Source organism: Catenibacterium sp. CAG:290 (assembly GCF_000437715.1).
Lineage (GTDB): Bacteria > Bacillota_I > Bacilli_A > Erysipelotrichales > Coprobacillaceae > Catenibacterium > Catenibacterium mitsuoka_A.
In genome coordinates this window covers 15011-39058 of the sequence record NZ_FR898833.1, presented here as the reverse complement: position 1 = coordinate 39058, position 24048 = coordinate 15011, and the positions used below count along the sequence as shown (strand labels likewise).

The 24048-nt window shown below is 34.6% G+C and carries 23 protein-coding genes and 2 other annotated features; of the genes, 5 read left to right on the top strand and 18 right to left on the bottom strand.

The features are described 5' to 3' along the window. Positions 1-4: 4 nt before the first annotated feature. From QVO42_RS06995 to QVO42_RS06985, 3 genes are read right to left on the bottom strand one after another with little or no spacing between them, the layout of a single operon-like run. Positions 5-310: an AzlD domain-containing protein gene (locus QVO42_RS06995; RefSeq protein ID WP_022425424.1), complete on the bottom strand. Its 306-nt coding sequence runs from the start codon at positions 308-310 to the stop codon at positions 5-7. Continuing rightward, entirely contained in the window at positions 307-1002 is a 696-nt protein-coding gene (locus tag QVO42_RS06990; RefSeq protein ID WP_022425423.1) for an AzlC family ABC transporter permease, read from the bottom strand. The genes QVO42_RS06995 and QVO42_RS06990 overlap by 4 nt, the downstream gene beginning before the upstream one ends. Before the next feature lie 36 nt (positions 1003-1038). Continuing rightward, positions 1039-1563, bottom strand: a complete 525-nt coding sequence (locus QVO42_RS06985; protein ID WP_022425422.1) for a hypothetical protein — start codon at positions 1561-1563, stop codon at positions 1039-1041. 349 nt (positions 1564-1912) lie between these two features. On the opposite strand from QVO42_RS06985, the gene glmS reads away from it, so the two are divergent. The 5 genes from glmS to QVO42_RS06960 all read left to right on the top strand — a co-directional run bounded on the left by glmS (position 1913) and on the right by QVO42_RS06960 (position 8093). After that, positions 1913-3712, top strand: a complete 1800-nt coding sequence (gene glmS, locus QVO42_RS06980; protein ID WP_022425421.1) for a glutamine--fructose-6-phosphate transaminase (isomerizing) — start codon at positions 1913-1915, stop codon at positions 3710-3712. A 75-nt stretch (positions 3713-3787) separates the two neighbouring features. Beyond that, positions 3788-5035: a cold-shock protein gene (locus QVO42_RS06975; RefSeq protein ID WP_022425420.1), complete on the top strand. Its 1248-nt coding sequence runs from the start codon at positions 3788-3790 to the stop codon at positions 5033-5035. 115 nt (positions 5036-5150) lie between these two features. Next, positions 5151-5351 (top strand) — a binding site (T-box leader). Between the two features lie 49 nt (positions 5352-5400). Then, positions 5401-6369 carry an ABC transporter substrate-binding protein gene (locus tag QVO42_RS06970; protein ID WP_022425419.1) on the top strand — a complete coding sequence of 323 codons (969 nt, stop codon included), beginning with the start codon at positions 5401-5403 and terminating at the stop codon, positions 6367-6369. 13 nt (positions 6370-6382) lie between these two features. Next, positions 6383-7306 (top strand): ABC transporter permease, encoded by a 924-nt coding sequence (locus QVO42_RS06965; protein ID WP_022425418.1) that lies wholly within the window; start codon positions 6383-6385, stop codon positions 7304-7306. Beyond that, complete coding sequence (locus QVO42_RS06960) at positions 7299-8093, top strand: ABC transporter ATP-binding protein (protein WP_022425417.1); 795 nt, start codon at positions 7299-7301, stop codon at positions 8091-8093. The genes QVO42_RS06965 and QVO42_RS06960 overlap by 8 nt, the downstream gene beginning before the upstream one ends. A gap of 121 nt (positions 8094-8214) precedes the next feature. On the opposite strand, the gene greA is transcribed toward QVO42_RS06960, so the two are convergent. The 15 genes from greA to QVO42_RS06885 all read right to left on the bottom strand — a co-directional run bounded on the left by greA (position 8215) and on the right by QVO42_RS06885 (position 24036). Further along, positions 8215-8694 carry a transcription elongation factor GreA gene (gene greA / locus QVO42_RS06955; RefSeq protein ID WP_022425416.1) on the bottom strand — a complete coding sequence of 160 codons (480 nt, stop codon included), beginning with the start codon at positions 8692-8694 and terminating at the stop codon, positions 8215-8217. A gap of 367 nt (positions 8695-9061) precedes the next feature. Beyond that, entirely contained in the window at positions 9062-9688 is a 627-nt protein-coding gene (gene udk / locus QVO42_RS06950) for a uridine kinase (protein WP_006506255.1), read from the bottom strand. Next, the gene (locus QVO42_RS06945; protein ID WP_022425415.1) at positions 9678-10928 is read right to left on the bottom strand and encodes a peptidase U32 family protein; all 1251 of its coding nucleotides are present in this window, start codon (positions 10926-10928) and stop codon (positions 9678-9680) included. The genes udk and QVO42_RS06945 overlap by 11 nt, the downstream gene beginning before the upstream one ends. Next, positions 10912-11832 (bottom strand): peptidase U32 family protein, encoded by a 921-nt coding sequence (locus QVO42_RS06940; protein WP_022425414.1) that lies wholly within the window; start codon positions 11830-11832, stop codon positions 10912-10914. Before QVO42_RS06940 ends, QVO42_RS06945 begins: the two co-directional genes overlap by 17 nt. After that, complete coding sequence (locus QVO42_RS06935; protein WP_022425413.1) at positions 11816-12427, bottom strand: O-methyltransferase; 612 nt, start codon at positions 12425-12427, stop codon at positions 11816-11818. Before QVO42_RS06935 ends, QVO42_RS06940 begins: the two co-directional genes overlap by 17 nt. Continuing rightward, a complete protein-coding gene (mltG, locus tag QVO42_RS06930) occupies positions 12427-13458 on the bottom strand; it encodes an endolytic transglycosylase MltG (protein WP_022425412.1) in 1032 nt (343 codons plus the stop codon). Before mltG ends, QVO42_RS06935 begins: the two co-directional genes overlap by 1 nt. A gap of 79 nt (positions 13459-13537) precedes the next feature. After that, positions 13538-14629, bottom strand: coding sequence for a lactonase family protein (locus tag QVO42_RS06925; RefSeq protein ID WP_022425411.1), 1092 nt, complete (start codon positions 14627-14629; stop codon positions 13538-13540). A 37-nt stretch (positions 14630-14666) separates the two neighbouring features. Continuing rightward, on the bottom strand, positions 14667-14990 hold the full coding sequence (locus QVO42_RS06920) for a DUF1292 domain-containing protein (protein WP_022425410.1): 324 nt from the start codon (positions 14988-14990) through the stop codon (positions 14667-14669). 3 nt (positions 14991-14993) lie between these two features. Continuing rightward, positions 14994-15416 (bottom strand): Holliday junction resolvase RuvX, encoded by a 423-nt coding sequence (gene ruvX, locus QVO42_RS06915; RefSeq protein WP_006506262.1) that lies wholly within the window; start codon positions 15414-15416, stop codon positions 14994-14996. Next, positions 15416-15673 (bottom strand): IreB family regulatory phosphoprotein, encoded by a 258-nt coding sequence (locus QVO42_RS06910; RefSeq protein ID WP_006506263.1) that lies wholly within the window; start codon positions 15671-15673, stop codon positions 15416-15418. Before QVO42_RS06910 ends, ruvX begins: the two co-directional genes overlap by 1 nt. A gap of 57 nt (positions 15674-15730) precedes the next feature. Beyond that, positions 15731-18337, bottom strand: a complete 2607-nt coding sequence (gene alaS, locus QVO42_RS06905; RefSeq protein ID WP_022425409.1) for an alanine--tRNA ligase — start codon at positions 18335-18337, stop codon at positions 15731-15733. Between the two features lie 33 nt (positions 18338-18370). Then, positions 18371-18568 (bottom strand) — a binding site (T-box leader). 42 nt (positions 18569-18610) lie between these two features. Continuing rightward, positions 18611-19582 carry a Na/Pi cotransporter family protein gene (locus QVO42_RS06900; RefSeq protein WP_022425408.1) on the bottom strand — a complete coding sequence of 324 codons (972 nt, stop codon included), beginning with the start codon at positions 19580-19582 and terminating at the stop codon, positions 18611-18613. A gap of 146 nt (positions 19583-19728) precedes the next feature. Then, entirely contained in the window at positions 19729-21918 is a 2190-nt protein-coding gene (gene recD2 / locus QVO42_RS06895; RefSeq protein ID WP_022425407.1) for an SF1B family DNA helicase RecD2, read from the bottom strand. Then, complete coding sequence (gene mnmA / locus QVO42_RS06890; protein ID WP_022425406.1) at positions 21918-23048, bottom strand: tRNA 2-thiouridine(34) synthase MnmA; 1131 nt, start codon at positions 23046-23048, stop codon at positions 21918-21920. Before mnmA ends, recD2 begins: the two co-directional genes overlap by 1 nt. Positions 23049-23109: 61 nt before the next feature. After that, entirely contained in the window at positions 23110-24036 is a 927-nt protein-coding gene (locus QVO42_RS06885; RefSeq protein WP_022425405.1) for an ROK family protein, read from the bottom strand. Between the last annotated feature and the right edge of the window lie 12 nt (positions 24037-24048).

The following is a 24048-nucleotide window of genomic DNA, read 5'->3' as shown; positions in this document are numbered from 1 at the left end:
ATTTTTAAATCATAAACTGCACAATATAAGATGCAAGTATGGCTGCAACAGCCACAAATACAAGACCTTTTCCTTTATAACTAAAAAATACTGCAACTAGAATACCTGCACATGATTCTACTAAGTTAGGTGTAGAGTTAAAGACACCTGGGAAAGTCAATGCCCCTAATACTGCATAAGGCAGATAATAAAGAGCTGAATTAATAAACTTAGATGTAATCTTCTTTCTAAAGAAAGTAAGTGGTAGAAAACGAGGCAGATAAGTAAAAAGTGCCATCACTAAGACAGCTAGTATCTGAGATCTTGTCATGCTTCATCCTCCCTTGGAAATAACCAGGCTCCCATACATGTCGCAATGAGTGTTGCACTAATAAGACGTACACCAGTACTCATGACATTAAATAATGGCACATAGGTAAAGAGTGTATGGACTCCAATAGAAATTAATACCACTATAGTGACTGGTATTGAATCCTTCATTGCAGGGACAATAAGAGCTAAGAACATACCATATAAAGCAATTCCCATAGCACCCTGCAGTGCTAAAGGCAATAAGCCCATAATAAATTCTCCGGCAAGAGTACCTCCTACCCATCCTATAATAGGTGTTAGGATAAAGCCTAGCATAAACTTAAATGTAAGTTTACCAGGTTGCAGACTAGCTAACGCAAATGTTTCATCTGTAATTCCAAAAGAGATGATCATACGTTCTATTGTATTCATCTTTTCATCAATCTTTTGCGATAAAGAGAGACTCATTAAGAAATATCTAAAATTAATCAACAATAATGTAATCGCAATCTCTAAATAAGTGCTATCAGATAAAATTAACTGTACTCCTGCAAACTGTCCTGAACTAGTTAAGTTTGTAAGAGATATAAAAGTGGCTAGTCCTAGAGGCAAGCCACTTGAGACGCATAATACTCCAAAAGAAAAGGCAACAGGGAAGTATCCTAATGCAATTGGAATACTTTTCTTCATTCCTTTCATTATTTCATTCATATTTCATCACCAGGAGTATCATATCACAAATAGAACTCAAAATAAGTGTTCTATTATGAATTTTCTAATTTCTTCTTGATCATCACAGACGTTATAGAATGGTTTACGACAATCCAGTCTTTGAATATCTACTGTACGTAAATCAGTTAATTGCATTCTAGAATGTGTAATCATCCCATGCTCATCTAGGACTGTTAAGTCCTTTTCAAAGTGTGGATTGACTGGTGATGATTCTTTTTTTATGGATGTACAAAGTATAATTAACATCTTATAGCCTAAATCTTTTACAACATAACACCAATGCCCATCCATGAATTCCTTAGGAAATCCCCTACCGATATTAAAATAAGCCATCTGATGTTCTTTTGGACGCTTATGGACATGATAATAAGTATCCGATGGTGAACCATCCTTTACAAGTGAACAATAGAAATAAGATAACTGACTTGTTTGATGTAATAAAGAACGTGAATACTTCTCTGCATCATATAAGCCACTCTCATCTAACTTCTTTAAGTATTTCTTCATTTCTTCAATATTTCCTTCTAGATCTTCTTTCATAAAAAATCCCCTCCTACTTATATATATACTTTTAATTTTTTTATATTTCTCCCTAATTTATATATAAAGTTATATATAGTTTTCATATTTTTAAAATATCAATATTTCCAATTGATTTATCCTAATTCACGTATATAATATTCACCGTTAAGATAAAGTGATAGATTATAAAGCGCCAGGACTTATATAAGTTGACGAGGACTAGATTAATCGAATGATTCGGCGGATGGTCTAGAGGCATAGTACTGCCTAAGCGATGAACAAAAACATTGAGTGATCAATGAACAGATTTCATCAGGTACTCCTTTGTTTTAACGTTTTTATTCCACAAAACAAGGAGGACAAGATTATGTGTGGTATTACAGCTTATTGTGGCAATGGTGAAGCCCTACCTTTCTTAATGCAGGGGCTCGCAAAATTAGAATATAGAGGATATGACTCTGCAGGTGTAACAGTATTGAATAATGTACTTACAACTGTAAAATGTAAAGGTCGTTTAAAGAACCTTGAAGAAAAGTTAAAGGATCATGATATGACTGGTCATGTAGGTATTGGTCATACAAGATGGGCAACTCATGGTGTCCCTTCTAACTTAAATTCACATCCTCATACAAATCCAAGTAACACTATCTCTATTGTACACAATGGTATTATTGAAAACTATAGAGAATTAAAGGATATTTTGTTAGAAAAGGGTTATTCATTCCAAAGTGAAACAGATTCAGAAGTTGTTGTTATGTGTTTAGACTATTTCTATGAAGGAGATCTTCTAGAAGCAGTAAAGAAAACATTAAACTGTATTGATGGAAGTTATGCTTTGTGTATTGTTTCTACAGAACACCCTGATGAAGTTGTTGTTGCTAAAAAGGCAAGTCCACTCGTTATTGGACGTACTGAAGATGCAAGTGTGGCAGCGAGTGATATTCCAGCTTTACTTGCTTATACTAAAGATGTTTATTTCTTAGATGATTTAGAAATGGCTGTATTAAAGAAAGACAGCATTACTTTCTATAATAAAGATGGTAAAGAAATCACTAAAGAAATGACTACTATTCCTTATGATATGGAAGCAGCTCAGAAGAATGGTTTTGATACATATATGTTAAAGGAAATCAATGAACAGCCTCATGTCATTCAGGAAACTTTAAGAGGTCGTATCTTTGAACATTCAATCGTATTAGATGAATTAAAAGATGTTGATTTCAATAAGTTTAATAAGGTTTATTATGTTGCATGTGGTACTGCTTATCATGCAGGCTTATGTGGAGCATCTATCCTTGAACGTGCAACACGTTTACCAGTCCTTACTCAGGTAGCAAGTGAATTCCGTTATAATGATCCAATCATTGATGAAAAAACATTATGTATCTTTGTATCACAGTCTGGTGAAACAGCTGATACTCTTGCCGCATTAAAACTTGCTAATGAAAAAGGATGTACAACTATTGCCGTAACTAACGTCTTAGGCTCTACAATTTCTAGAGAGGCACAACATACACTTTATACTTGTGCAGGACCTGAAATTGCAGTTGCATCTACTAAAGCTTATACAACTCAGTTAGTATTACTTACTTTAATCGCATTATATATTGCAGATAAAAGAGGAGATGCTGTAGACACTGATTTAATGGAACAGTTAAATAACCTTCCAGAATATGTATCTAAGTTAATTGATGATGAATCAATCTTCGAAAACTACGCAAAAGCATTGAAAGATAAACATGACTGCTACTTTATTGGTAGAAGTTTAGATTATGCAAGTGTATTAGAAGGTGCTTTAAAGCTTAAGGAAGTTTCTTATGTACATGCTGATGCTTATATTGCTGGTGAATTAAAGCATGGTCCTATTGCCTTAATTGAACCAGGTACTGTAGTCATTGCAGTAGCCACTCAGCCCCATGTTGCAGCTAAGACTATTTCTAATATTCAAGAAACAATCGCAAGAGGTGCTGAAGTTATCCTATTTACTGTAGAAGGACAGGAAGTTAGTGGTGTAGAAAACATCTATTACTTACCAAATATCAATCCTTTATTACAGAGTGTACTTGTAGCTATCCCATTACAGCTCATTGCATATCATACAGCATGCATTAAGGGTTGTGATGTAGATAAACCTCGTAACCTTGCTAAATCAGTCACTGTAGAATAACGAACGGAGAACTCCGTTCGTTTTTTCTTCACATCAATAATAAAAAAATGTATAATATCTCGTAGGGGTGATAATGTGGAAGAATCAAAAGTAAAAGATTTAACGGCTTATAAGAACCGTTTCGAAGAGGATGCCTCTTCATTCAGCGAATTCCAGGCACGTGATTTCGTTAAAGAATTAAAGAATCAGGGTAAGACTGATGAAGCTATTGAAGTAGGAAGAACATTCCTTGAAATGGCACCAGAATTAAAAGGATATATCAATTATTTTGGCTATGCTCTTTATAATAAGTATATCAACATCGATGATGAAGAAATTTCTAAGAACGAAAGTTTATTCTATGGTATCTTAGAAGAAATTGCTAAATATTGTAAGCAGGAGAGATATTCTCCACTTGAAGCTGCAGTCAATAAGGCTATTAAACATGTATTAAAGGCTGATCCAGTAGACTATAAGAAGTTATCTGAATTATTAGACTACTTAGATGCACCTACTCTAGAGGATAAACCATTTGTAAATAAAGATGGTAAAGAATTCGAAAGTAAGAAAGAAAAATGGTATCGTATGAAGGTACGTGCATTATATGAACTTGAATCGTATAGAGCATGTGTTGAAACTGCGAACATTGCTTTCACTTATAACTTAAAGTGGCATTATAACAACCTTAACTGGGTTAAATATTATCGTGCTAGTTCTTTAGTTGAACTTGGACGTTATGAAGAAGCTGAAAATGAATTCATCGCTTTACAGGGTCATTTCAATGCAGTAGATTCATTTGAAATCCTTTATAAGCTTTATATGAATACAAATCGTGAAGATGATGCTTATACACTTCTAATCGATAAATTCTTTAAGGGTGGATTCGATTATAAGAATATCGAAGATTACAAAAAGATTTCAGCAATGGCAAAGGCTAAGGGTCAGGATAAGGCTCATGTACTTGCAGAATGCCTTATTAAGAAACTAGAAGAAGAAAATGGTAAAACATATGAAGCTGATGCTGATTTAGCTGATTATGCTGATTTAACTGCCAGCGATGCATTTGATCGTGTATATAGTGAAGTTGTTTATCATCTAGAAAACTACATTACTCGTCATGAAGGTAAAGTAGTATTCTACAATCATGATAAGAACTTTGGTAGTATCTTCCAGGATGGTGAAGAAAACTTATTCTTCAGACAGGCTGATTTCCTTGATGATGAAGAAGTTGAAAAGTATGACGTTGTTGAATACAGCGTAATTAAGACTTATGATAGAAAGCGTCAGCAGATGAGTTCTAAGGCTGTCCTTTTAAAAGTTCTTTACGAAGAAATTAACTACTAAGAGCAGAAATATCTGCTCTTTTTTATTATATTTCTTTTTGTTTTTTGTTTTTTCCCTAACTTTTAAAAGTTTTATTTGACTTTTCCTTAATATTTCTATATTATATTTTTATATTATAAAAACAGAGAAATGACATAGTAAAGAAATGTGAGGCATAAGAGATATGATGGCTGGTGCGAATCATACGCAGACATTCTTGAATTCACCATGGAGTTGGAAGTACAAAATACTTCCCGGGTTGCCCGTTATCGCTATTTAGTGAGGTTAGTCTATGACTAATGAACTAGAGGTGGTACCGCGATAATTCGCCCTCTTGGGGTGAATTTTTTTGTTTTTAGGGGAAAGAAAAAAGGGAGGAATCTATTATGAAGAAGTTTGTATGTGGTTTGATGGCAGTCGGTCTTGCATTAACTGGCTGTGGTAGTCAGTCTAGCACTAAAGATAAGGCTGATGTAAAAGTTGGAGTCATCCAGTATATGCAGCACGATGCATTGGATGCATCATATAAGGGATTTAAGGATACTCTTGTAAAAGCAGGTTATAAAGCTTCTAATATTACTTTAAAGAATGCCAGTGGTGAAAACTCTAACTGTGAAACTATTGCAGAAAGCTTAGTGAACGATGGAAACGATTTAATTTATGCAATTGCAACTCCTGCAGCTCAGGCTGTTGTAAAGAAGACTAAAGATATTCCAGTTGTTGTATCTGCTGTTACTGATCCAGCTGGCAGTAAATTAGTAAAATCAAATAAAAAACCTGGTGGAAATGTGACTGGAGCAAGTGATTTAACACCAGTTAAAGAACAGATTAAATTATTAAAACAGATTATGCCTAACGCAAAGACTGTTGCTGTTATGTATGCAGGTAATGAATCTAACTCTGAAATTCAGGGTAAGATGGCTGTCAAAGAAATCAAAACTCAGGGTATGACACCATTAGTAAAGACTGTTTCTGAATCTAATGAAATCCAGTCAGTTACTGATTCTATTGTAGGTAAAGCAGATGCTTTATATATTCCAACTGATAACCTACTTGCTTCTAACATCCCAGCAGTTGTAAAAGTAACTGATCAGGCTAAAATCCCTGTTATTGTTGGTGAAGAAGGTATGTGTGCTAAAGGTGGTTTAGCTACTTATGGTATTGATTACTATAACTTAGGTAGTATCGCTGGTAAGCAGGCCATTAAGATCTTAACTGGTAAAGGTAAGCCAGCTACTATGCCTATCGAATACTTAAAAGCGAGTGATTGTAAATTAAAGGTCAACAAAGCTCAGATGGAAAAGCTTGGTATTAAAGTTCCACAGGAAGTATTAGATAAGGCTGAACTTATTTAAGGAGTGAATGAGAATGTCTTTATTTTTAGCATTACAAAGTGCAACTTACCAGGGTGTCTTATGGGGCATCATGGCAGTTGGTGTTTATATTACATTCCGTCTGCTAGATATTGCAGATATGACATGTGATGGTTCTTTCGCAACAGGAAGTGCTGTATGTGCTGTTATTCTTACACATCATGGTAATCCAATCGTTGCGATTCTTGCAGCAACTCTTGCGGGAGCTTTAGCTGGATTTGTGACTGGTTTATTACATACTAAATGTAAGATTCCTGCCATCCTTGCTGGTATTCTTGCACAGTTAGGCTTATATTCTATTAACTTACGCATTATGGGTAAATCAAATATCCCATTACTTCAGACAGAAAGCTTATATGACTGGGGACCAATGGTTGGTTTAACAGTATCTCAGTCTACACTTGTTGTAGGTGTTATTGCAGTAGCTATTGTGATTGCCCTACTCTATTGGTTCTTTGGAACTGAATTAGGTAATGCATTACGTGCTACTGGTAATAATGAACAGATGGTAAGAGCTGTTGGTGTCAATACTGATTATACTAAGCTACTTGGTTTAGTGATTTCAAATGCCTTAATCGCCTTAAGTGGTGCCATGGTCGGTCAGTCAGTTGGTTATGGTGATGTCAAGATTGGTATGGGGGCAATCGTTATGGGTCTTGCTTCTATCGTTATTGGTGAAGTTATCTTTGGTCGTTATGGCAGTTTCTTAAAGAGACTCATTGCGATTATTGTTGGTTCAATTATTTATCGTATTATTATCGCCATTGTTATCCAGTTAGGTTTATCAACTGATGACTTAAAGCTACTCACTGCATTTATTGTAGCTCTCGCATTAACTATTCCAGTATTAATGGCAAATAGAAAACAGACTGCAAACTATAAGAAACTTACAAAAGAGGTGGATGAGAAAAATGCTTAAGATTGAACATGTATCCAAAACATTTAACCTTGGCACTATTAATGAGAAGAAAGCCTTGATTGATATTAATCTTCAATTAGATGATGGAGATTTCGTTACTGTTATTGGTGGTAACGGTGCTGGTAAATCCACTTTAATGAATATGATTGCAGGTGTTTATCCTATTGATTGTGGTCATATTAAACTAGATGATAAAGATATTTCTTTGTATCCAGAATATAAACGTGCAGGTCTTATTGGTCGTGTATTCCAGGATCCGATGATGGGTACTGCAGCTGATATGCAGATTGATGAAAACCTTGCAATGGCTAAAAGACGTGGTCAGAAGCGTACTTTAAAGTGGGGTATCAAGAAAGAAGAAAAGAAGTTGTATTATGACCTCTTAAAGACTCTAAATTTAGGTCTAGAAGAGAGAATGACAAGTAAGGTAGGTTTATTATCAGGTGGACAAAGACAGGCCTTAACACTATTAATGGCAACTGTCACAAAGCCTAAGATTCTTTTACTTGATGAACATACAGCCGCTCTTGATCCGGCAACAAGTGCTAAGGTATTACTTTTGACTAATAAGATTGTCACTGAACAAAAGTTAACTGCAATGATGGTTACTCATGATATGCAGCAGGCTATTGATGTAGGAAATAGATTGATCATGATGTATAATGGTCAAATCATCTATGATGTAAAAGGTGAAGAGAAAAAGAAATTAACTGTTCCTTTCCTACTTAAAAAGTTTGAAGAAGCAAGTGGAAGTGAATTTGTGAACGACAGAATGTTGTTGAAATAATGAAAACATTCCAACTATATCGAGTTGGAATGTTTTTTTGGTGATAATTAAAATTTAGGAAACCCCTAGTTATTTTAAATTACCAAAAAGAACACCTCCTAAGAAGTGTCCTTTCATACCATTAATATTTAATATCTACAATTTCAACATCATAAGGTTTTGCAACACCGACTGTTACAACATCACCAATCTTATGAGTCATTAATGCTTTCGCAAGTGGAGATTCATTAGAAATCTTACCATGTAATGGATCAGTTTCTGTAGAACCTAAGATTGTAAATGTATCAGGTTCAGGATTTTCTTCAGATAAATCAAGAACTGTTACAGTAGCACCTAAGTTTACAACATGAGTATCTACCTTAACATCAGAACCAATGATTACTGCATTCTGCATCATTACTTCTAATTCTTTGATTCTTTCTTCAATACGAGCCTGTTTATCTCTTGCTGCATCGTAGTCAGCATTTTCTGATAAGTCACCCTGGCTTCTTGCAAGCTTAATTTCTTCAATGACTGCTGGTCTTTCAACATTAATAAGGTTTTCTCTTTCAGCTTTTAGCTTTTCAAAACCTTCTCTACTAATTTGCACTTTTTTATCCATTTCTTTCACCTCGTATACGTAAATCTGACTACTCCCACGGGTGAGCCCGTGGGGTTCTTACTTTCAAGTTTAGCTTATAATCGTACATCATTTTCAGACTTTGGAATACAAGTTCAAATCTATTTAAGTAAGAACTTTTATTACCAAGCAGTCCAACGACCACATTAACGGTAAATTTCTATCTTATGATAAGGAAGTGTAATCAATCTTCCTGATGTTTATTTTATACTATTTTGATTCCACTATTCAATACTTTGATTCTATTAATCTTAATTCTTTTAATTATGTGGCTTTCATCCCATAGACAAGCCTATGGTTTTTTCGCCACTCATTAATAACATACTTATTTTAATTAGACAAGAAAGATTTAATCGCCTAGAATACTACTTATTTTTGTAATCAATAAGTCAATCGCAACAGTATTAGTCCCACCTTCAGGAATAATAATATGTGCGTATTTCTTAGATGGTTCAATGAACTGTTCATGCATTGGTCTTACAGTCTCTAAATACTGATTACAGACTGAATCAACAGTTCTTGCACGTTCTTCTACATCTCTTCTTAATCGTCTGATAAAGCGGATATCTGCATCTGTATCCACATAAATCAGTATATCACAAAGATCTCTTACCTCTTCTTCTGCTAAGACAAAGATACCTTCTAGAATAATAACATCACGATCTTCAATGACTTCTGTAATATCACTTCTTGTATGCTTTGAATAATCATAAGTAGGTTTTTCAATCCTTTCTTTCTTTTTTAACTTCTTTAAATCTGATACTAGAAGATCATTATCAAAGGCAAATGGATGATCGTAGTTTGTTTTTACTCTTTCTTCCATTGTCTTATCACTTTGATCTTTGTAGTAATCATCTTGTTTAATAATTTTTACTCTATGACTGCCTTTAAAACGATCATAGATGGATTGAGCGATAGAAGTCTTACCAGAAGCACTTCCACCTGCAATCCCAATAATGACAGCTTTATTTTCCATGGTTTACCTTCCTTCCCATATCATTCTCTAATACTGGATAATCAATTTCTACATAAAGTATTTCCATTGGATGGTTGGCTACTTCCACCAATTCATTATCTTCATTATAAATCTTATCAACAGTAAAATAAATATTTGAATGACTAGGAGAGAATATTTCTATCTTGTCTCCTACTTTGAAATAGTTACGCTGTTCAATTTTAGCTCGTTTAGAATCTTGATCATAACCTAAAACACGCATAACGAATTCCTGTGTAGGATGTTCATCTCTTAAGTTATAAAGCTGTTCATCTACACCTGGATTATCATAAAAGAATCCATGACAGAATGCTCTATTGGCTGCTTTTTGTAGTTCATCTTCATATTTCTTTGAATCTGCAAAATGATCAGGATCAGCACAATATGTATCAATGAGCTTTCTATAAGTAGATACAACTGTCGCAATATAATGAACAGACTTCATACGCCCTTCTATCTTGAATGAATCCACACCACATTCTATTAATTCACCAATATGATGAATGAGACACATATCCTTAGAAGACATAGTAAATGGGAAATCTTCATTAATAGATTGTCCATTCTCTTCTAAATCATAATACCATCTACAACTTTGTGAACAGCCACCTCTATTGGCGTCTCGTCTAGAATAGTAGTTAGATAACATACAACGACCACTATAAGAAATACACATTGCACCATGTATGAAGTATTCTAAATCAATATCAGGGGCATTTTTTCTAATGTCCTTCAAGTCAGCAAAAGTTGTTTCACGACCTAGTACGACTCGATCCATTCCCATATCTTCAAAGAACTTAACAGCAGATGAATTAGTGACTGACATTTGTGTAGAGACATGTACTTCTAGCTTTAAGTCCATACTTTTCGCAAGATTCATAATATATGGATCTGCGACAATAATAGCTGTAACACCTGCATCATCTAATGCCTGTAAGTACTCTTTAATACCTTCTAGGTTATCATGATGAAGGATGATATTACATGTAACATGGATTTTAGCACCATATTGATTCGCAAACTGTACAGCTTCTTTAATATCTTCTATAGAGAAGTTAGATGCCTGTGATCTTAAAGAGAATTCCTTGCCACCAATAAATACTGCATCTGCACCATAAATAATAGCTGTTTTAAGCTTTTCTAGGTTTCCTGCAGGGGCAAGTAATTCTGGTTTTTTCACAATCACACGACGACCATCAATAATCTTACTTATTGGCTGCATCTTCTAGATCCCTCCTCTTTACATCTTCAAGACGATAAATTGTATCATCATATAAGAAACCACGATCAAGAGGTTTTGAAATCTTTCTTAATAAAGGAAGATATTCTTTTACTTCTTTGTCATATGTTCCTCTTTCTAGGGCTTTAAGACAATCACAATACATACTAGTAACTTCTATAGCTTCTCTTGAATCCATAAACATTGTTTCAATATAAAGGTAATCAAAGTCCTTTAATGTATTGAATAAGTCCAATGTATATAGTCTAGATTTGCTGAATACAGCCGTTCCACGAGTTGTTTCATATATATGACATGGGAAATCCTGTCCACGTGGATTAATTGTGAGAGCGTCTTTATTATGGCTTAATGTTGTATTGCTTGCTTTTTCATAATTAGAGATCAAATGTCTCTTACTCATCATCATATACTGTACACCATGGCCTAAAACAAATAATGGCATATCACAGTTCTTACGTATTTCTAGCTGTTCCTTTAAAGATATTTCTTTAGAAACAAAAGCACCAGAAATACCATAATGAGATAAAGTATTCAGTGTACTTGAATTGGTATTAAGAGTTAAAGGATGATAAATCATCTTAAAATCATAACCCTTTTGATTCACCATACGTAATACACCAAAATCCTGGAAAATTAATCCATTGATTCCAATATCATGTAACGCATCAATATGCTTTTCTAGTCCTTCTAGATCATGTTCATCATACATAGCATTCACATAAACATAAAGTTCTTTTGCCTGTTCTTTGATTTCTTTCAATTCTTCAATAGAAAACTTCACTGGTGTCAAAACACTATAGTCTGATCCAGCCATAATCAAAGAAACACCCATATCAACATAATCATGAAGATATCCACGATCATTTAAATTAATTGCGATTTTCATTTTGATCCTTTCTAGTAATGATACATAGACCATCACCTACCTGCACATAATGTGCATCATACTCTTCATTAGAGAAGATCCAGTCTTTAAAACGTTTGATTTTTCTTACAAGAGCACGTGTGTTTCTATTCTTAATATTTGGTATATCAAAAATCATACCATGGAAATCTAGATTATCCACTAACACAAAACCATCTTCCTTTAAATAAGGAACATATTTTTCAAAGAAACGCTGATACTGCGCTTTAGCTGCATCAATAAAAAGACAATCATAAGGCGCATGATTCAACAATGTATCATCAAACTCTAATGCATCTTCATGATAGATTGTGATGTTGTCTTCCTGATGGAAATCCTTAATATTTACAACTGCTTCCTGATAACGTGTATCATCTCTTTCAATTGTATCAACATGAAGACCTTTGACATGAGTTGCCATCATTAAAGATGAATACCCAATGGCACTTCCAATCTCTAATACAGACTCTGCATTTCTTTTATTTAATTCATCAATAAGGTATTCAATACCTTCTTTTTGCATAATAGGCACGTCTTTCACAAGTGCATATTCTTCTAATTCATAAAATGATTTCATTAATACCACTTATTCTCCTTCACTGCTTTTTGATGTTCTTCATATGTCTTTGAATAGATGACAGTCCCATCTTTCTTCGCAAAGAAGAATAAATAATCAGATGGTGTGTAGTTTGCGACTGCATCCATAGTCTTTTGTGGGACACATGCAATAGGACCAATAGGAAGTCCTGCATATTTATATGTATTATAAGGAGAATCAGTCTTAGTCATCTTAGTAGTAACTTTGACACCTGTTCTATTTAATGCATAGTTGACAGTAATATCTGACTGTAATCTCATACCAGTCTTTAAACGATTGATAAATACACCCGCAATGGCTGGACGATCTTTATCAAATAAAGATTCTCTTTCTACGACTGAGCATAATGTTAAGAATTGATGAGGCGTATAGCCAAGCTTAGTCATTGAATCCTTATAAGGTGTCAAATGTTGATCCATATAATCCAGCATTTCTGTTGTGACTTTTTCTATTGTTGTAGATTTATCATAAAGTACATATGTTTCAGGATAGAGATAACCTTCTAATGGATATAAAATACCCTTTTGAAGAATGTCATCTGTCAAGAACCAATATTTAGAAATGAGTTCTTTTAAATAAGTCTGATCAGACCATTTATCCAATACTTCTTGTTCTGATTTACCAGTTACATTTGCAACCTTTTTAGCTGTCTGAGGAATAGTAATTCCTTCAGGGATAGTTAAGGAAGACTTCACAACATAAGAGCTGTTCATCTTTGACATGATGCTATACATCTTTGAAAGAGACATGTTCTTATTCAAATTGTAAGTTTGAGAGATAACTGAAGGCTTATGAATCTTTAAGTAAACCTTAGCCACCAATTTATTTTTTATTAAGCCTTTTGAATCTAATGTATTTAAAACTGTATAAGCATTTTCACCTTTCTTTACAGTTACCTGTACCACTTCACTTTTAGAAGAGACATGTCCTTTACCACTTATGTAAAATAAGCCTGTACCACCTATTAATAATACAACTACAAGGACTGCCGCTATGATTTTCTTTTTCATACTTACATCTCCTTTTCCTTAACCATTATATAGAATTAACCCGATAATTACCATAAGAAAAATAAGGCATGAAAATGCCTTATTTAACTACACGTAAGTTTTCTGTACCTTTTTCCATACATACTGGGGCATGGATTGTGAACTGGTGATGTGTTTCATATAAAACAGCACGTTTTTCATCTTCTTTGATTTCAAAGCTTTCAAGTGATCCACCCTGTTTACATGCAACAAGTAAGTACTTATCTCTAAATAAGAGTAGAGACTTAGGTCCTTCATCTGTTTCCATACAATCAGCTCTTGTAAGCTTTCCAGTTTCTTTATCTCTTTCAAAGGCAACAATTGTATCATCACCTTTATTGATTACAAAGATAAAACGTCCATTTTCAGTAATAACCATATCCATTGGTGTATTGACACCATCATATTCATCCTTAGAATAAGTCATCACTTCATCTACTAAAGTAAACTTATTATGCTTTACAGCATAACATGTAATAGTGCTTGAGATTTGATTGAGGATATAGGCAAATTTACGGTTACTAGAATAAACAAGTTTTAATGGTCCACTTCCAGGGTTTAACTTAAATGATAATTCTTCATCCTTAGTAAGTTCACCCTTTTCACCTTCAGTAAAGAAGATGACTTCATCACCACCTAAATCAGTGACAATAAGTTTTGTATTATCTGGAGTGAATGTCATAAATGTAGGATGAGATTCAGTTTGTTTGACTGGATCAATACTATGACCATCTAGTTTTACTGTTTTTGATACCCTAATGATTTTAGAAGTCTTAATTGGTATAGTGACTATTTCACCATTATAATAATCAATCGCATAAGCATAATCACGATCTTTATTTAAGACAGTCTGGATATATGTACGTCCTTCATTACCGATTCTTGCTGCAAGTCCTAACTGAGTTTCCATGCAGGCATACTGCCAGATACCACCATCCTGAGCACGTCCTGTCCCATTACGGTAAGTTAAATACATGAAACGTCCTTGTCTATTCATTGCGAGAGGGCTAGCTAGAGACTTAACGAATGATTTCTTGATGATTTCTCCATTATCTACATTAAGATAGAATGCATAAATACCACGATCAAGATCTGTTCCTTCGCTGCCTACAAAGAAAATATCTACTGTTTTTGTTTTACTAAAAAGTCCCATAATAATCTCCTTACTAAAACTAGGTAACGGTTGTTACCTAGTTCTTATCACATTCAGAACAATCTGTGACGCAGTCCCCATCTTCGCATACACAGCCATCACATTTATCATCTGTTTCTTCTTCATCATGCATATTGAAGTCTTCTAGAACTTCTTCTAGACGCTCCCATTCAGCTGGATCTTCAATATCATATAGATGATTATCATCATCATATCGAGATGCAAAGATCTGCTCATCATCTTCTTCACTATAATACATGACATATTTATTTCCATTCTCTTCATCTTCATAAGTGAAAAGAATTTCAAACACATTTTCTTCCCCGTTATTATCGGTAATCACAATTTTATTATCGTTCATTGCTTATCTCCTTATCTTATCAAGATACCCCTGAAGAATTTCAACTGCTGCCATCTTATCAACAACCTGTTTACGTTTCTTTCTTGAAACATCACCAAAAATAAGATTATTTGTCGCAATAACAGTTGTTAATCTTTCATCTTCAAGAATAACTTCAACATCCATCATCTTCTCTAAACGTTCCTTAAAATCAATAGAAATCTGTGCACGTTCACCAAGATCACCATTCATATGCTTAGGTAATCCTAAGACAATTGTATGAATATTATTCTCTTCTACGATATTCTTGATATGATAAGCACATTTCTTATATGCGTTTTCGCTGAAATGATAAGTTTCTACACCATGTGCAAGCATTCCTAATGTATCACTTATCGCAACACCGCAAGTACGTGATCCTAAATCAAGTCCTAATATCTTTTCCACTATTTAGACTCCAAATAGAACTTTACAAGTTCTTCAATAATTTCATCACGATCAGCTTGCTGAATAATAGATCTTGCACTCTTATGACTTGAAATATAAGCAGGATCATTAGAAATCAGATAACCAGCAATCTGGTGAACTGCATTATATCCTCTTTCTTCTAAAGCCTCAGCAACTGTCATTAAGTTGTTTCTAATTACTTCTCGTTTGAGATCTTCTGAGTTAAATACTCTTGTCTGTGTATAATCTTGTGCCATAATGAACCCTCCCTATATCACTTATTTTAGTATAAACGAAGATAAAATTCAATTTTTTTACAATTTAGATTTCACTGCAGCAACTGCTTCATCAATCTTATCTAGTGTTGGTGCACCACCCTGAGCGAAATCAGGTTTTCCTCCACCACGGCCATCAAGAACTTCATTCATAGCCTTTACTAAGACACCTGCTTTATATGTATTTGTAAGATCTTTAGTAATACCTACAAAGTAAGAATTCTTACCTTCAAATGTACTAGTTACTACGACAACACCACTACCTAACTGATCTCTAAAATCAAATGCCATCTGTTTAGCGGCTGCATTATCTTTTTCTACATGAGTATAAAGGAACTTCACACCATTAACTTCTTCAACCTGAGATGCCTGGTTCTTTGCTTCTAAAGCATTTAACTTACTTGTTAATGTTTCGATTTCTTTTTTCATTGTATTAAGTGCAGTCATTGTGCTTTCAGCTTTTTCTACAATCTTATTGAAATCATTTGCCTTAAGTACTGTACCTACTTCTTCTAAAGTTTCTTCAGATTTTCTTAATGCTTTATAAGCAGCTACATTAGTGACTGCTTCAATTCTTCTTACACCAGAACCAACTGAAGTTTCCATTTCAATCTTGAATAAACCAATCTTTGCAGTATTAGAAACATGTGTACCACCACATAATTCTACTGAGAAGTCACCTACACGTACAACTCTTACAACATCACCATATTTTTCATCAAATAAAGCTGTTGCTCCTGCACTGATGGCTTCTTCCTTAGGCATTTCTTTAACATCTACATCAACACCCTTGAAGATATATTCATTGACCATATCTTCTACAGCTGTTAATTCTTCTTTTGTCATCTTTGATGGATGAGTGAAGTCAAAACGTAATCTGTTTTCATCTAAGTATGAACCAGCCTGACCAACATGTGCACCTAAGACTTTCTTTAATGCAGCATCTAATAAATGCGTTGCAGTATGGTTATTTTCAATTAATGCACGACGTGCTGTATCCACTGTAAGTTCTACAGTATCACCTACATGTACGCTGCCACTCTTTAATTTAATATAATGTAAATGCTGACCATTAGGAGCCTTTAATACATTAGTGACTTCTGCATCAAACTGATCTGAATGAGTAGAACCTGTATCTGCACACTGACCACCCATTTCAGCATAGAAATTAGTTGTTTCAACGATGATTTCACCTTCATCAGTGAGTTCATCCACCTTTTCTCCATCTTTGAATAAACCTACAACTGTAGTCTTACAAGGTGCTGTGTCATAAACAAAAGTAGAAGGAGTAGTGAAATCCATTAAATCAATCTTCTGAGAAGCCATTGATTCTCTTTCACCACGGGCTGCACGAGCACGATCCTGCTGTGCTTTCATTTCTACCTGGAATCCTTCACTATCAACAGTAAATCCAGATTCTTCTGCAATTTCAATAGTTAATTCTAATGGGAAACCATATGTATCATATAACATAAAGGCAGTAGAACCATCAATCATCTTATTATCAGAGTGTGCAATAACATCTTTGATCTTCTTTTCTCCCTGAGATAATGTCTTATGGAATGCCACTTCTTCTTTCTTAACAGCTTCCTTAACGAATTCTGCTTTTTCTGGAAGATAATCATAGAATTCTTTCATGTTATCTACTACAACATCCACTAAAGTATATAAGAAAGGCTTATCAATACCGATGTTTTTACCATAACGAACAGCTCTTCTTAAGATTCTTCTTAATACATAACCACGACCTGCACGGTCAAACATAGCACCATCACTTAATGCGAATGTTACAGTACGGATATGGTCGGCAATAACTCTATAAGCCATTTTATCTTCTGCATACTTTACATCAGCTAGTTCTTCAGCTGCATGAATGATTGGTAAGAATAAGTCTGTGTCGAAGTTTGTTTCACCTTCCTGGATGATTGAAGTAATTCTTTCAAGACCCATACCAGTATCTATATTCTTATGTGGTAATTCTTTATAATCTTTACGATCAATTGTAGGATCACAATCAAACTGAGAGAATACGATATTCCAGATTTCTACATAACGGTCATTTTCCATTTCTTCAAAGAATAGTCTTTCACCGATATGATCTGGGTCATATTTTTCTCCACGGTCATAGAAGATTTCACTATCTGGTCCACCAGGTCCTGCACCGATTTCCCAGAAGTTATCTGCAGTCTTTAAAATATGTGATGGATCTACACCACATTCTTTAGTCCATACATTGTATGCATCTTCATCATCTGTATAAACAGTGATATATAGTTTATCTTTATCAAAAGCAAGCCATTCTTCACCTGTTAAGAATTCCCATGCAAAATGAATTGCTTCTGTCTTAAAATAGTCACCAATAGAGAAGTTACCTAACATTTCAAAGAATGTATGGTGACGTGCTGTCTTCCCTACGTTTTCAATATCGTTTGTACGAATAGATTTCTGTGCATTTGTGATACGATTACATGCTGGTTTTTCTGAACCATCAAAGTATTTCTTTAATGCAGCAACACCGGCATTGATCCATAATAATGTTGGGTCATCATGGGGAATCAATGAAGCACTTGGTTCAACCATATGTCCCTGTTTCTTGAAATATTCAAGGAATAATGCACGAGTCTGATTACCTGTTAACTTTTTCATAATATCCTCCTAAAATAAAAAAAGCCATTCCTTAAAAGGAACGACTTAAATCGCGGTACCATCCTTATTCATAGATAAATATATCTATGCCCTTTATGACTTTAACGCAGTCATACGTTGATGTTTACATCACTCTCGAAAGGAGCCTTCCTTCATACACCCAAGAACTTGCACCACCCGTTCTCTCTCTTAAGACCTCTATGAAGTACTTGTCTTTCTCAACGATTATGCACCTATTATACATAAAAAAAAGATAAGGCGCAAGCCTTATCTCTATTCTTCGATTAAAGAACCTTCTGCAAGCATTTCACCCTTGATTGGTAATAACTTGTAGATTAGTTTCATAAATACTGCATCAAATGGTAACATGATTACTGTAGTCACAATATTGAATACTGTATGGAAGTTTGCCACCTGATGAGCTGGAGTTCCAGAAAATTCAGCAATCCATGATAATAATGGTGTAGCAGAACATATAATCAAGAAGAAGATTGTACCTACTAAGTTAAATAGGACATGGAATGTCGCAATACGCTTAGAGTTTCTACATCCAGTCACTGATGCAAGAACGGCAGTAATACAAGTACCGATATTTAGTCCACATACCATGAATGCTGCTGTACTAAATGGTACTAAACCCTTAGTTGCAAGTGCAGAAAGGATACCTACTGCTGCACCAGAAGACTGAATCAAAGCAGTAAAGGCAGCTGCAAATAATACGGCAAGTATTGGATTAGAAAGAGTTGTCATTAATTTAATAAAGACAGGTTCCTTCTGAAGTGGCACAACGGCCGCACTCATCATATTAAGCCCCATGAAGAGAATACCAAATCCAGTCATAACTGAACCAATACCTCTTACATTACGACTCTTAAAGAATAAGCACATGAAGACACCCACAACTGCAAAGACCGGTGCGACAACACCTACATTAATTGCAATCATCTGTGCTGTGATGGTTGTACCGATATTAGAACCCATTACAACCCAGATACATCTGTTTAATGTCATCAAGCTGGCATTCATGAAACCGATCAACATAACAGTCACTGCAGAAGAACTCTGTACAGCAGCTGTTACACCGATTCCGACAAGAACACCTTTAAATTTTGTATTTGTTAGTTTTTCTAAAATAGTTTTTAAGCGGTCACCTGCAGCGTCTTCTAAGGAATCACTCAAAACCTGCATTCCATATAAAAAGAGTGCTAGCCCACCTAACAAGTCAAGCCAATTCGTTATTTTCATAATCTCGTTTTCCTTCTTTTACCACTACATTATAACGTGTCTCTACGTAAATGTCGTTAACTAAATGTTAAAATAATCTTAAGTTTATGTAAAGTACTTTACAAAAATAACTTAAATTTAATGTTTTTAACGAACTATTTACTTGATTATTCGAAGTCAGATATCGAAAAAGAAGAAGTTTTATGTCTCTCCTGAAAGCGTTTGAGTAATGTTGTACGTCTTTGTTCATCCTGATTATTATGAAGGCCATGAATAAAGACACTATGATCTCCTAGGATAAATAAAGACTGCTTAGCTCTTGTGATACCTGTATATAATAAGTTTTTCTTCATCATAATGCTGTACTCTGGAAGTACTGACATAATAACAATCTTAAATTCATTACCCTGAGATTTATGAACAGATATACAATAAGCATGTCTTAACATATTGAATTCAGTCGTACGGTAGTTTACAAACTGCCCATCAAAGTCCACTGTCAAGCTATCATAAGGTAATCCAGAATCTTCTTTCTTTTCAATTTCTACTAAGATTCCTACATCACCATTATAAACATCATCATCAGGACGATTTTTTAATTGAAGAAGCTTATCTCCTTCCCTAAAGATCTTACCACCCACTTTGATTTCAGCTTTATCACTTGCTGGCGGGTTAAAGATAGCCTGTAAAGATTCATTTAAAGCATCTATACCTGCTATACCTCTATACATAGGTGCTAATACCTGTACATCGGATGCATCATATCCCTCTTCTACCGCTTTTTTTACAATAGCCTGCACACATTGTGCAACATCCTTGTTAGGACATACTGTAAAATGAATATCTCGATAATTTTCGAAAACACGAGAATCATAATGATCATTTCTGATATCATGAGATAATGCGACAATACCACTGCCTTCTTCTTGACGATAGATTGTCTGTAAGCAGATATGTGGAATACCACTCAATAACATATCCTTTAAAACATTACCTGGTGACACTGATGGAAGCTGCTGTTCATCACCAATAAGTAATATTTTATGTACATGACCACAAGCATCTAATAATTTAGAAAATAAGAGTGAATCAACCATTGAGAACTCATCAATGACAAGTAAATCAATATCTAGTGGATGATCACAATTCATGGAAAATGTATTGGTAGAAATATCCCATTTTAATAATCTATGAATAGTAGATGCTTCGAGTTTAGTAAGTTCTGATAATCGTTTCGCTGCACGCCCTGTAGGAGCTACGAGCCCTATCTTTTCATCAGGATATAATGAACGATAAACCTTTAATATAGCCTGTACAATCGTTGTTTTACCAGTACCAGGACCGCCTGTTAAAATAAGTGCTGATTCTTCTAAAAACTTCTTAATCGCATTCTTCTGTATTTCATCATAAGTAATACCCTGTAATTCTTCTGTTCTTTTAATCTTTTCATCAATGACAGAATCTTCAATAGACTGCGTTGATTGTTTAAGATAACGTTCAAACTTTTCCGCAATCATTGTCTCACTTTCATATAAATCTCTTGGATAATAACGGTCTTCTTCCTGAATAACCTTATTCGCTATAATTTTATCTAGATTCTTCACAAATAAATCATCAGGACATTCAGGCAACATACGTCTAAAGTGATGATAAAAGGATTCATAATCACTATAAGTACTTCCTGTTTGGAAACATAAATCAATTAAAGAAGCAAGTATACCTGCCTGGATACGTTTATCATCTAATGGTTCTACACCTGTTTTCATTGCGAGTTCATCAACACTCTTAAAACCAATACCTTCTATATCATCAATAAGGCGATATGGATCATTTTGTAATACATCAAGTGTCTTCTCTTTATAGAAGTTTTGAATGAGTGGTAAATTACGTGTAGAAATACCATTTCCCATAAAGAAAGATAAAACTTGCTGATCATAATCCTGACTTGTCAATACATCTACAATATTCTTCTTAATTGTTTCTGTAACATTGGGAATATTATTTAAACAATCAGGATTATCCTTAATAAGAGTTAAGGCCTCCTCTCCTAATGCATCCACAATTCTTTCAGCCGTCTTCTTACCTACTCCCTTAAAGAGGGATGAAGAAAGATAGCGGATAATCTCACTTCGATCATCCGCTAGAATTATTTCATAAGAAGACACTTTGAATTGTTTACCATAACGGGGATGTGTGACATAGCTTCCTTTAATACGATAACGATCATCATTATTTACATAGGACATATTTCCTATAATAGTGAATTTTTCATCATCTGTCTCAAAAGCTGCTACTATATATTTATTTTCTGGATTATAGAAAATAACTTTACTAATAATGCCTTCGTATTCTTCCATTATAAATAGTCAATCTCCTTGCCGTCTTTATAGACTTTATCAATTGTACCTCCACCTAGACATACATCTCCATCATAGAAGACAGCAGCCTGACCTGGAGTGACAGCCTTAATTGGTTTCTTAAATGTAACATAAAGTGTTGTTTCATCAATAAAGTGTAATGAAACATCATTATCCTTCTGACGATATCTAAACTTAGCCATACAGTCATATTCACCTTCAGGCTTTGTTGCAGAAATCCAGTTGACATCAGTAATCAATGCACCATGAGATAATAACCATTTATTACTATCACCCTGAGCAATATAAAGAATATTCTTGTCATAGTCTTTTCCTACGACAAACCAAGGTTCACCATTACCACCAATACCTAAACCTTTTCTCTGCCCAATTGTATAATACATAATACCCTGATGTTCACCAATAACCTTCTTAGAGACAATATCTACCATCTTGCCTGATTTAGCCGGAATATAGTTCTTTAAGAATTCTCTAAAATCTCTTTCACCAATGAAACAGATTCCTGTAGAGTCCTTTTTGTGTGCTACAGGAAGATCAAGTTCTTCTGCAATTTTTCTTACTTCTGGTTTAGTGAGTTCACCAATTGGGAACAGTGAGTTATTTAACTGATTCTGATTCAATTGACATAAGAAATAAGTCTGATCCTTATTATTATCTACACCACGAAGCATCACTGATTCTTTTCCTTCAGTATGTACAACACGAGCATAATGTCCTGTCGCAATATAATCAGCATCAATAGACTTAGCATAATCTAAAAAAGCTTTGAATTTAATATGTTTATTACATAGGATATCTGGATTAGGTGTGCGTCCTTTTGCATATTCTTCTAAGAAATATGTAAAAACCTGATCCCAGTATTCTTTAATAAAATCCACTCTACGGATTTCAAGTCCTAAATGTGATGCAACAGCCTGCGCATCCTGGTAATCTTTTTCTTGTGGACATACATCGTCATCATTTGTGGGGTTACCTAGAATATCATTATTTAATGAACTATCCCAGTTTCTCATAAATACACAGATTACTTCGTAACCTTGTTTCTTTAATAAATAAGCAGCAACGGCACTATCCACACCGCCACTTAATCCAAGTACAACTCTTTTCATGTTCTACCTCCCTTTGTCTAGTATTCTACCACACAAAAAAGGCTCTTAAAAGAGCCTCCTATTATTCTGCCTTCATTCTTGTCATTGGAAGCATTGCAGCACCGATAGCACCACAGTCTTCTAATTCTGTTTCAAGTAGTGGAATATGATTTCTCATACCGACATGAATCTTCTGATTGAATTCTTTTGTTAGTTGATCTAGGAAATACTTCTTAGACTTCATAACACCGCCACCTACTACAAAACAATGTGGATCAACTGTATGTGCGATATTTGCAAATAATGTAGCAAGTTCACTAATGCATTCATCTGCAATACCCTGAGCTGTTTCATTACCTTCTGCAGCTAGTCTAAATACATCACCTGCATGATGTACTAAATCTTTACCAAGAGCTTCCTGACCCTTTCTAGTGATTGCAGTACCAGAACATTCTCCTTCTGCAGCACCTGGGTTTAAAGCCCCCTGCTTATAACCATTATTCTTAACGATAATATTACCGATTTCACCAGCATGTCCTCTACCACCAGAGATTAACTGTTTATTAACTGTAAAAGCGCCACCAATACCAGTAGAAACTGTTACGTAATAACAAGTTGGATAATTCTTACCAGCACCTAATACTGCTTCAGCAAGACCAGCAACATTTGCATCATTATCTAAGAATACAGGTTTATTGAATTTTGTAGATAACTTTTCCGCAATTGGATAATTTTCAAAACCAGGAAGGTTGCTTGCCATAATCATAACACCCTTTACAACATCAACTGGTCCAGGTACACCAATACCAATACCTTCTACATTTTCAATTCCACCACATACTGTATAATCGATTGCTTCAATCTGACGACAGATTTTTGCAGTAACAGCATCTGGTCCTTTTTCTCTTTCAGTAGCATCCTTCACTTCACTATATGACTGACCATTTTCATCAACAAGTAAAGTTCTTACGTTTGTACCACCTAAATCAATTCCAATAAAATACTTCATGTTCTCTATACC

Bases quoted from the DNA above. Each gene is read 5' to 3' on its own strand.
- QVO42_RS06995 (WP_022425424.1), bottom strand. From the start codon at position 310: ATGACAAGATCTCAGATACTAGCTGTCTTAGTGATGGCACTTTTTACT.
- QVO42_RS06990 (WP_022425423.1), bottom strand. From the start codon at position 1,002: ATGAATGAAATAATGAAAGGAATGAAGAAAAGTATTCCAATTGCATTA.
- QVO42_RS06985 (WP_022425422.1), bottom strand. From the start codon at position 1,563: ATGAAAGAAGATCTAGAAGGAAATATTGAAGAAATGAAGAAATACTTA.
- glmS (WP_022425421.1), top strand. From the start codon at position 1,913: ATGTGTGGTATTACAGCTTATTGTGGCAATGGTGAAGCCCTACCTTTC.
- QVO42_RS06970 (WP_022425419.1), top strand. From the start codon at position 5,401: ATGAAGAAGTTTGTATGTGGTTTGATGGCAGTCGGTCTTGCATTAACT.
- QVO42_RS06965 (WP_022425418.1), top strand. From the start codon at position 6,383: ATGTCTTTATTTTTAGCATTACAAAGTGCAACTTACCAGGGTGTCTTA.
- QVO42_RS06960 (WP_022425417.1), top strand. From the start codon at position 7,299: ATGCTTAAGATTGAACATGTATCCAAAACATTTAACCTTGGCACTATT.
- greA (WP_022425416.1), bottom strand. From the start codon at position 8,694: ATGGATAAAAAAGTGCAAATTAGTAGAGAAGGTTTTGAAAAGCTAAAA.
- udk (WP_006506255.1), bottom strand. From the start codon at position 9,688: ATGGAAAATAAAGCTGTCATTATTGGGATTGCAGGTGGAAGTGCTTCT.
- QVO42_RS06945 (WP_022425415.1), bottom strand. From the start codon at position 10,928: ATGCAGCCAATAAGTAAGATTATTGATGGTCGTCGTGTGATTGTGAAA.
- QVO42_RS06940 (WP_022425414.1), bottom strand. From the start codon at position 11,832: ATGAAAATCGCAATTAATTTAAATGATCGTGGATATCTTCATGATTAT.
- QVO42_RS06935 (WP_022425413.1), bottom strand. From the start codon at position 12,427: ATGAAATCATTTTATGAATTAGAAGAATATGCACTTGTGAAAGACGTG.
- mltG (WP_022425412.1), bottom strand. From the start codon at position 13,458: ATGAAAAAGAAAATCATAGCGGCAGTCCTTGTAGTTGTATTATTAATA.
- QVO42_RS06925 (WP_022425411.1), bottom strand. From the start codon at position 14,629: ATGGGACTTTTTAGTAAAACAAAAACAGTAGATATTTTCTTTGTAGGC.
- QVO42_RS06920 (WP_022425410.1), bottom strand. From the start codon at position 14,990: ATGAACGATAATAAAATTGTGATTACCGATAATAACGGGGAAGAAAAT.
- QVO42_RS06910 (WP_006506263.1), bottom strand. From the start codon at position 15,673: ATGGCACAAGATTATACACAGACAAGAGTATTTAACTCAGAAGATCTC.
- alaS (WP_022425409.1), bottom strand. From the start codon at position 18,337: ATGAAAAAGTTAACAGGTAATCAGACTCGTGCATTATTCCTTGAATAT.
- QVO42_RS06900 (WP_022425408.1), bottom strand. From the start codon at position 19,582: ATGAAAATAACGAATTGGCTTGACTTGTTAGGTGGGCTAGCACTCTTT.
- recD2 (WP_022425407.1), bottom strand. From the start codon at position 21,918: ATGGAAGAATACGAAGGCATTATTAGTAAAGTTATTTTCTATAATCCA.
- mnmA (WP_022425406.1), bottom strand. From the start codon at position 23,048: ATGAAAAGAGTTGTACTTGGATTAAGTGGCGGTGTGGATAGTGCCGTT.
- QVO42_RS06885 (WP_022425405.1), bottom strand. From the start codon at position 24,036: ATGAAGTATTTTATTGGAATTGATTTAGGTGGTACAAACGTAAGAACT.